Consider the following 8585-nt stretch of genomic DNA (forward strand, 5'->3'; position numbering starts at 1 on the left):
CACAAATAACGGTAAGGTCAGCATGCCAGTAATTGAACTCCATCTGGCTCAGCCGTCTGACTACCCCAGCATCGAAAATATGATGCAGTTTTATAGCTATGACTTCAGCGAGTGGCTGCCTTTGTCACCCGCTTTGTCATTGGGGCAAAACGGCTTATTTACGATCCGCCCTAAAGCGACGTATTGGGCACGGCCTACTACTCAAGGATTCATCATCAAGGTAGATGGCGAGGTGGCTGGTTTTGTCACCGTGGATGATGAAGTTAATTATCCGGAGCTTGATCACAATATGGGGTATTTTTTTGTGGCCCGGCGTTTTCGCGGTAAAGGTGTTGCGAAGCAAGCGCTTGGTTTGTTATTGCCACGGTTTGTCGGACGCTGGCAGATTTTTCATATTGATGACAATCGTCCTGCGGCTTTATTCTGGAAAAAGTTTATCGCCGATTACACCCAAGACGCGTTCTCGGTGCATCAGGAATGGATTGATGAGATGCACTGTACCTTGTATCAATTTGAGCAGACTACAAACTAAATTATGCGCCCTGAAGATCTGCAATTGCTAGTCACCCGCACCATGCCTTATGGCAAATACCAAGGCCGCCTGTTGGCAGATTTGCCAGGCCATTATCTGGGCTGGTTTGCCCGCGAGGGCTTTCCGAAGGGGGAATTAGGGTCGCTGATTGCCTTGATGTATGAACTGGATCACAACAATCTGCGTTCACTATTAGACCCGCTGCGGTCATCTTAGATACCCAAATCGCTTTGGTTACAACACTTAAGTTAGCCAAAGCGCACATACAAAATCTAGACGCATTCTTCAGACTATTTCTTGACTGAAAGGTGCATACTCATCCAATCCTGAATTTAAATTCAGTTATCACTTATCTGCACCCCAGTTACGCCGTGTTTGGTTCGTCTTTGATTTGTGTTTGCCGGGCCATATTTGATTTGTTGACTTGACGAGCAGCAAGATTTTTCATTCACCCGATTAGTAATTGTTATAAAAATAAAATGTTGATGCGATTGATACTCTGCTGTGCTTTATTTTTTCTCGCGGCAGAATCGCGTGCTGATCATTCGCGTATTGACCATAATAATGGTGCGGCTTGTGGCGATATTACGGTAGCGTTTTATGAGCATGGTGCCTTGTACTACCGTACACCAGACGGCAAATTGACGGGTATCGATAAGGACGTGATTGATGAATTAGGTCGTCGTAGCGGTTGCCATTTTCATTCTGTATTGGAATCGCGGGTACGTATTTGGTCCATGCTGGCGAGTGGTGGTTTGGACATGTCGGTATCCGGAATCGCCACGCCAGAGCGACAGAAAACCTCACGTTTTATTACCTATTTCAGTACACGTAATTATGTTTTGTTCAGTAAGGATTTACCTTTCGCTACACAGAGTCTGGAAGGTTTTTTAGACGACAAGCGTTATCAGGTTGCCGTAGTGCGTGGCTTTAAGCATGGGCAGGAATATGACGAGTGGTTAGACAAGCTCCGGCTGCAAGGTCGTATGGTTGATGCGGCAGATTTTAATGCAGTGATCCGGCTTTTAAAAATCGGACGTGTACATGCTGCATTGGCGCTGCCGACTAGTTGGGTACCGATTCTAAAGCAAGAAAACATGACCGAATCGGTCAAGGTCATGGACTTGTCATCCAAGACAAAATTGATTTATGCCGGTTTGATTTTGTCACGGCAGCGCATCCCAGAGAGCACAGCCGTGTTAATAGAAAAAACGATACGAGAGATGCGGGAAGACGGTACGCTGGAGTCCATTTTTAAACGACATATCGGTGCGGATTTGGCACATGACATGCTCAATTATTAAGGCAGTTCGCTAATAAGTTGCCGGACTAGATTGCCGAACAAAGCTGCATTAATACACATCACGCCGATACCTACCTTCTTCCGTCAGCTGCTCCAGTAAGTTCTCTCCCAAAATCTGATTTAGTGCTGCATCGACTCCGGCCGCCATCCCCGCCAAACTGCCACAAACATAGATTGCTGCACCGTCCTTAATCCATTCTTGAATCGCGTTTGCGTTGTCTAAAAGCCGGTCTTGCACATACACGCGCTGTCCCTGGTCACGAGAAAAAGCCAGATGACATTCTTGAAGTACACCCTTAGTTTTCCACGCTTCTATTTCTTCTTGATGGAAGTAGTCAAAAGCACGATTGCGTTCGCCAAAAAATAAATAATTGCGCAAATATCCTAAGCTTGCGCGATGTTTGATGTGCGCGCGCAAGCCAGCCAGACCGGTGCCATTACCAATGAGTATCATCGGTCTATCGGCCATCGCATCTGTAGGTGGATGAAAACTGCGGTTCTCACGTAAACGCACCGCAATCTTGCCGCCGACTTGTGCATACGCTGTCAGCCAGCCAGAACCGATCCCCAGTTTGCCATTGGCTTGCTGCATCTGGCGTACCAATAATTCGATTTGACCATCACTATGGATGGATGCAATGGAGTATTCCCGGTGCGGTAGAGGAGTACGTTCAGTGGCTGGTGTCGTATCGTCAGGTGCGTACTCTGGACCGATTTCTACAATATCGCCCGCTTGCCATAGCGGCAGCTCGGTGCCACTTGCATGATCAGGGCGCAGTGTGATGTGGAAGGCGGCACTGCCTGCGCTGCCAGGATTTAACAGACGACGTTCGGTCAAAATCCAGTTGCTATAACCAGGGCTTGTCCAGTCGGCTAATTCGGTATGGCCGCTAAGTACGCCAAGGTGATGTTGCCAGTGCCGTAGCGCGCCCTCGTCACCGTTATCGACCTCAATTAAATCAAATAAAGTTTGTGCATGGTTATGCCGCAACCAATGCTCCAGCCTGTGCCCGAAGGCGCAGTAGTGTTGGTAGCTGCGGTCCCCAAGCGCCAGAATGCCGTAGCGTAATTGTGTGATTGCCAGAGTTTGGCTCATCAACTTACGGGCAAATCCGGCAGCGCTATCCGGCGCATCGCCTTCGCCCGTGGTGCTGACGACAAATAAAATACGTTCAGCTTGTTGTAGTTGGCTAGCATTGATTTGTGCGATGGAAAGTAGCTCTACCGCCATGCCGCCAGCTTGCAAACTCTGCGCGGTCTGGCGCGCCAGTTGTTCAGCATAGCCAGTCTGGCTGGCATGCACGACGAGTATTTTTTTTGCGTTGTTTGCTACGTCCATACTACTGATGTTGCTCACAAAAGTTGCAGAGGCGATCGCGATGCGACGGCGATGCTGCTGCAAGATTGCCGCGCAAAAAAGCAGATAGGCGATGACGACTAAAACTGCCGTCAGATTACGCTGTGTTACTGCACTTAGGGGATGATATTGCTGAGATTGGCTATTCCAAATAGTCCAGACAGTCCAGACACTTAGCGCAACGAGCAGCACAATACCCGTTACCCAGAAAATCCTTATGACTGATTTTTTAAAATATAGATTCATTCTTCCAGCATCGCCATTAGGGCTTTGCTCATATGTTCTGTAAATGCAGGCTGGTCGCCGTGCGTGGTTGCCGCACCTCTGCAAACAAATAAAGCAGCGACATGTAGTTGATTGGCATACGCCATCCCTAGTGTTAATCCCATGACTGTCATGGCGGTGGCCAGCGCATCGGCGATCATACATTCTGCATGCAGCACGGTGACTGCGGCCAGATTATGTGTCACCGGGTAGCCTGTACACGGATCAATGGTGTGGGAGAAACGTTGTCCTTCGTAGTCAAAATAACGACGGTAATCGCCTGATGTGGCGATGGACAATCCATGCAGTGCAACTATGCTGGCAGTGCTAGTCGTTTGCGTTTGCGCTTCTGTTTGTGTTTGTACTTGTTCTAACTCCACCCACCAAGGTGTGTTGTCCGGTTTAGTTCCCAAGCCACGCAATTCTCCGCCGACTTCTACCAGATAACTGAGTATGCCTTGCGCTTCTAAATATCGCGCTACCTGATCAACGCCAAAGCCTTTGGCAATCGAAGATAAATCAATCGACAAGCCACCCGGCTGATACACATTTTGCTTCAGACGATCGACTTGTAATTTTTGATAACCGGATTGTCGTCGTGCTTGCTCCAATACTTCCTTACTTGGAATTTGTCCGGCATTTTTATCAGGACCAAAGCCCCAAACATTAACTAAGTGTCCGATGCTAGGGTCATACGCGCCCGATGTTTGCTGCGCGATAAATAAACCATAATCCAGCACTTTAAAAAACTCTGGCGGCAGCACATGCCAGCTCCCGGCTGCTGCCTGATTAAAGCGACTGATATCAGAATCAGCCAGCCAGGTACTCATCTGCGCGACTACCTTATCTAGCGCTTGTTGCATGCCATTTTGGAGTTGTACAGCACTAATATATTGAGGGCGTACCAGTTTGACTGCCCATGTGGTGCCCATAGTCGCACCAGAAAAATCTTCTGTGTACGAACCCACAGGCGATGCCGCTGGCATTGTCATGTGGGTAGGAATGAAGACATGCGTCATGCCGTTGAAGTTCAGTTACAAACTGATGCGCTAATTAAAAATGACATTCGATTACTGTGGCAGCACTTCCAGTGTCGCTGAATAATTTGCCCGTCGTTCTTTAGCGCCTTTGACCGTTGATTTATCGTCTTTAACCGAAGCTTCTAACCAATACATACCAGCCGTTTTCCAGGTAATCGTCAGCTTGCCGTCTGCATCGGTCGTCAAGGTTTGTTCGCCCAAATTCTGGCGATAACGAATGCCGCCCGGGATGACACTGACACTGACATTGGCGGCGGGTTTGCCGTCTAATACCAGACGGAAGCTGGCGTTTTCACCGGCGACCAGATCATTCGGATGCGTAATCGCTTGCATCTCTAATCCTTTGCCGGTGACCTCTAATGCTTTTGTGCTCGGCTTGCCGTTGGTGACAAAGGTTTCGATCCGGCCTTGCATCTGGCTGATGACGACATCTTCTGCATCTGCAGGGATTTCTTTGCTGATGTTTTCCGCTACGCCGCGCCAGCGTTTTGGTACGCCTTTATCTTTGTAGCTGGCAAACACCGCGTTGTTGAGCAAGCTCACTTTGTAGGTGCCGATTTTTTCCAGATGCAGATCAAAGCTGCTGCGCAGTTTGCCTGTGCTGGCGTTTTCTTCTTTTGCGTTGCTACCATCCGGTGCCGTGATCAATAAACTATCCAGCTTAAGCGGCTGATGATCCATGAAGAACACATCTGTAGCCGCGGCCGCATCAATGCTGACCCATGGCGCATTGCCTGCGGTAATAGTCGATGTCGGTAATAAGAAAGCGCGATGCGCCTGTGCCGCCAGCGGCAAACTGAGTGCGAGTGAAGCTAGTGATAAAGCGATGATTTTGGTAGCGGGTTTCATACTATTCCTTGCAGGTATTGAATGTGAAGTAGCGCATCAACCGAGATGCAAATTAAGATGCAGCTTTAAATAAATGCACACCGAGATTGCGATTCAGAGTAAAACGCAGCAATTAAGGTTTGACGTTGAGCGCAATTGCACCCAGCTCATTGCTACCTTGTGCTTTGGCATTTTGTTCTGTCTTGCCACCCCATTGGAAAGGTACTTTGACCACTTCACGCCCGCCACCTTCACGCGCTGCTTCTGTCACTAACTGATAGTCGCCAGCTGGTAGTTTGGCTAAAGCACCTTTATCGCCCGCAAAATTCAACGTGTATTCACCCACGACACGGGTTGCACCACTCACACCATCCACTGGCAATTGCAAATCGCGGCCGCTACGACGCCACCATTGACGCAAGTCTTTTAAGTATTTGAGACCTTCGTTATCGCGTTTTTTTAAGTCGTACCAAACAGCCAGATTACCGGCGAAAGTCTGATCGGATTTTTCTATCCACATGGCGACATACGGTCGGTGATACTCAGCCACATTCAGGCGCGGCACTTCTAATTTAACGGTCAGATCAGCAGCCATGGCAGAACTGCCCAACAAACTGGTGATGGCAAAAGGGAGCAACTTACGCATACAAAAAACCTCTGGGTAAATAAAATACGGTTAACGATGATCGCTATTCATTGAAGAAATAGCGGATTGTGCAGGTAAATTAGCTGGCGACTGAGCTGGCGTAAGTAAAACAAAAGCAATACATCAATGCATAAACAGAATCGCTAATAGCAGCGGTAACACTAATCCTAAACCGACAATGGGCCAGGTAATAGGGCGATTGCCTGCATGCATTTTGAGCAGGAATAATCCGGTGATACAAAAAATTAAACAGGCAACGGCGAAGATATCGATAAACCAGCTCCATGCGCTGCCGGTGTTGCGACCTTTGTGCAAATCGTTGAGATAGGCGATCCAGCCGCGCTGGGTTTTTTCATATTCCAACTCGCCCGTGTCCAGCGCAATACGCAGCCAGGCATCGCCGCCGGGGCGCGGCAAGGATATATACACTTCCTCTGGCGACCATTCAGCTGCTTGCTTGCCCACGCTGATGGACTGCTGTTGATCCAGCCATTGCCTCAGATCGTCGGGCAGGGGATCTTGTGCGTCTTTGCCATTGCTGTGCTTAGTTTGTTTTAATGTTGCCAGTATCGCCGCAGGAATTTGACCGGATTTTTTGGTGACTTGGGGATGCGCCTCAATTTGGGCGGAATGATTGAGCGTGATGCCGGTTGCAGCAAACATCAGCATGGCGATCAGACATAATGCCGAGCTGATCCAATGCCATTGGTGCAGATGCCGCAGCCAGAAAGCGCGCGTGCTTTGTTGGCCAGCGATCAATTTGCTTGTTGGCATGAGCGGCGTGATTGGCTTGCTTAAATTCGTGGATTGCTTGGACTGCTGTTTGGACTCGTCAGTGAGTTCGTTTGTCCCGGTGTTGCCCATCATGTTTGTACGTTGCCATTCAAATTAACATTATAAATGCGAATAATTCTCATTATATCTAGTAAGGCTGAACTTAGGCAATAGGTTTGCTGTTTTTTATTCTTCTATTTTTATCGGGAAGATTCTTTACCTTTTCAATATACTCCCCATTTAATTTATTAAAAATGTCGTATCGTCCAATGATCCTATGAACAACTTAAATATACTAGCTATGAGTATATGTTTTATCTTACTTGTATTTTGTCCGTATCTTGTTGCTAAATGTCAGTGACTTGATAAGCCCGAAGATTGTCACGCCCGATTCAGTCCAAATTAAAGCTTGAATCACTCAGTCATTTGCGACGCGGTGCTGCTAAAGCGCGTGTATTTGCCGATCTTGCGTTACTGCGATTTTCGATCACCGAGATCGTTCCGGTGTTCTGCGCTTTTTGCGCTTTGACAGTTTGTCCGTCCAGAAGTTTAAAGACCACCACGACTTGCGATAATTTTTCTGCCTGTTCATGCAAACTTGCGGCAGCCGCCGCGGCTTGTTCTACCAGCGCGGCATTTTGCTGCGTCATTTCATCCATTTGAGTAATGGCTTGGTTGACTTGTTCTATGCCAGTGCTTTGTTCGCTGCTGGCGGACGTGATCTCGCTCATGATGTCGGCAACACGTTTAACTGAACTGACGATCTCGGTCATGGTTTCGCCTGCTTTAGCGACTAACACACCGCCGGCATCGACTTGATCTGCGGAGTCGTTGATCAGCGATTTAATTTCTTTCGCTGCGGATGACGAGCGTTGCGCCAGATTTCTGACTTCATTCGCAACTACCGCAAAACCGCGCCCCTGTTCTCCCGCGCGGGCCGCCTCTACCGCCGCGTTCAATGCCAGGATATTGGTTTGGAAAGCGATGCTCTCAATCACAGAAATAATATCGGTGATCTTGAGCGAACTTTGTTTGATTGATTCCATCGTCTCAACCACTTGCGATACGACTTGTCCGCCTTTGCCTGCCACCTCCGATGCCGACAATACCAGCTGATTAGCCTGCCGCGCGCTGTCTGCATTTTGCTTAACGGTCGAGGTTAATTCTTCCATCGAGGAGGCGGTTTCTTCCAGTGAACTGGCTTGCGATTCTGTGCGTGACGACAGATCGGAATTGCCAGAGGCAATCTCGCGCGAGGCGATGGTAATCTGATCAGAGCCTTGGCGGACATTGCTGACGATGCCTGCCAAGTTTTGGCTTACGCCATTGAAGGCTTGCATTAGCTGACCGATTTCATCCATGCGCCCCACATGCAATTGTTTGGTCAGATCACCTGCGGCAAGTTGTTGCGACACCTTAGTTGCCTGAACCAAAGCATCACTAACCATGAACTTGACCGCTTTATGAACGATCAATGCCATACCTACTAAGGCAAGCAGACCAAATAAAAGATACCAGTTGCGCAACTCGGTTAGTGCTGGCGCATTCTGCTTGCTGACGGCGATCACGGCTGAGCTAAACATCCACACATACAAACTCATAATACAAGTGACTACGCCAAACGCCATTAAGGCAACCTTGCTGGCGATACTCATTTGATGGACTTCGCTGACATCAATGCCGACAAACAAAACAGCAACCATTCGCCCGCTGCTATCGAGCACCGGATCATATTGCGTCATATAAGAGCTTCTTGCAAAATACCCAAACCAGTAAAGTCGAGCATGGGTGTGGCCACTGTTGCGATTGGTTTTCTTGTTTGAAGCGGCACATGTGACATG

The 8585-nt window shown here is 48.4% G+C and carries 9 protein-coding genes; 3 read left to right on the top strand and 6 right to left on the bottom strand.

What is annotated here, in order from left to right; all coding sequences use genetic code 11:
- Nucleotides 1-22: 22 nt before the first annotated feature.
- From AAKU61_RS05325 to AAKU61_RS05335, 3 genes are all read left to right on the top strand, one after another.
- Nucleotides 23-532 (top strand): GNAT family N-acetyltransferase, encoded by a 510-nt coding sequence (locus AAKU61_RS05325; protein WP_354330267.1) that lies wholly within the window; start codon nt 23-25, stop codon nt 530-532.
- Nucleotides 533-535: 3 nt separating this feature from the next.
- A complete protein-coding gene (locus AAKU61_RS05330) occupies nt 536-748 on the top strand; it encodes a DUF3820 family protein (protein WP_354330268.1) in 213 nt (70 codons plus the stop codon).
- A 269-nt stretch (nt 749-1017) separates the two neighbouring features.
- Nucleotides 1018-1836, top strand: a complete 819-nt coding sequence (locus AAKU61_RS05335) for a substrate-binding periplasmic protein (protein WP_354330270.1) — start codon at nt 1018-1020, stop codon at nt 1834-1836.
- 48 nt (nt 1837-1884) lie between these two features.
- Here the strand turns inward: AAKU61_RS05335 and AAKU61_RS05340 are convergent, their stop codons facing one another.
- The 6 genes from AAKU61_RS05340 to AAKU61_RS05365 all read right to left on the bottom strand — a co-directional run bounded on the left by AAKU61_RS05340 (nt 1885) and on the right by AAKU61_RS05365 (nt 8486).
- Nucleotides 1885-3438, bottom strand: coding sequence for a sulfite reductase subunit alpha (locus tag AAKU61_RS05340; RefSeq protein WP_354330272.1), 1554 nt, complete (start codon nt 3436-3438; stop codon nt 1885-1887).
- Nucleotides 3435-4475: an FAD:protein FMN transferase gene (locus AAKU61_RS05345; protein WP_354330274.1), complete on the bottom strand. Its 1041-nt coding sequence runs from the start codon at nt 4473-4475 to the stop codon at nt 3435-3437. Before AAKU61_RS05345 ends, AAKU61_RS05340 begins: the two co-directional genes overlap by 4 nt.
- 51 nt (nt 4476-4526) lie before the next feature.
- Nucleotides 4527-5345, bottom strand: coding sequence for a DUF4198 domain-containing protein (locus AAKU61_RS05350; RefSeq protein WP_354330275.1), 819 nt, complete (start codon nt 5343-5345; stop codon nt 4527-4529).
- A gap of 112 nt (nt 5346-5457) precedes the next feature.
- Complete coding sequence (locus AAKU61_RS05355) at nt 5458-5970, bottom strand: DUF2271 domain-containing protein (RefSeq protein ID WP_322120497.1); 513 nt, start codon at nt 5968-5970, stop codon at nt 5458-5460.
- A 123-nt stretch (nt 5971-6093) separates the two neighbouring features.
- On the bottom strand, nt 6094-6744 hold the full coding sequence (locus AAKU61_RS05360; RefSeq protein WP_354330289.1) for a PepSY-associated TM helix domain-containing protein: 651 nt from the start codon (nt 6742-6744) through the stop codon (nt 6094-6096).
- Nucleotides 6745-7166: 422 nt separating this feature from the next.
- Entirely contained in the window at nt 7167-8486 is a 1320-nt protein-coding gene (locus tag AAKU61_RS05365; RefSeq protein ID WP_354330277.1) for a methyl-accepting chemotaxis protein, read from the bottom strand.
- Nucleotides 8487-8585: the final 99 nt, after the last annotated feature.

Source organism: Undibacterium sp. GrIS 1.2, assembly GCF_040544435.1.
Lineage (GTDB): Bacteria > Pseudomonadota > Gammaproteobacteria > Burkholderiales > Burkholderiaceae_D > Undibacterium.

Excerpts from the sequence above, each read along its gene's own strand:
- AAKU61_RS05325 (WP_354330267.1), top strand. The coding sequence starts at position 23 with ATGCCAGTAATTGAACTCCATCTGGCTCAGCCGTCTGACTACCCCAGC.
- AAKU61_RS05330 (WP_354330268.1), top strand. The coding sequence starts at position 536 with ATGCGCCCTGAAGATCTGCAATTGCTAGTCACCCGCACCATGCCTTAT.
- AAKU61_RS05335 (WP_354330270.1), top strand. The coding sequence starts at position 1,018 with ATGCGATTGATACTCTGCTGTGCTTTATTTTTTCTCGCGGCAGAATCG.
- AAKU61_RS05340 (WP_354330272.1), bottom strand. The coding sequence starts at position 3,438 with ATGAATCTATATTTTAAAAAATCAGTCATAAGGATTTTCTGGGTAACG.
- AAKU61_RS05345 (WP_354330274.1), bottom strand. The coding sequence starts at position 4,475 with ATGACGCATGTCTTCATTCCTACCCACATGACAATGCCAGCGGCATCG.
- AAKU61_RS05350 (WP_354330275.1), bottom strand. The coding sequence starts at position 5,345 with ATGAAACCCGCTACCAAAATCATCGCTTTATCACTAGCTTCACTCGCA.
- AAKU61_RS05355 (WP_322120497.1), bottom strand. The coding sequence starts at position 5,970 with ATGCGTAAGTTGCTCCCTTTTGCCATCACCAGTTTGTTGGGCAGTTCT.
- AAKU61_RS05360 (WP_354330289.1), bottom strand. The coding sequence starts at position 6,744 with ATGCCAACAAGCAAATTGATCGCTGGCCAACAAAGCACGCGCGCTTTC.
- AAKU61_RS05365 (WP_354330277.1), bottom strand. The coding sequence starts at position 8,486 with ATGACGCAATATGATCCGGTGCTCGATAGCAGCGGGCGAATGGTTGCT.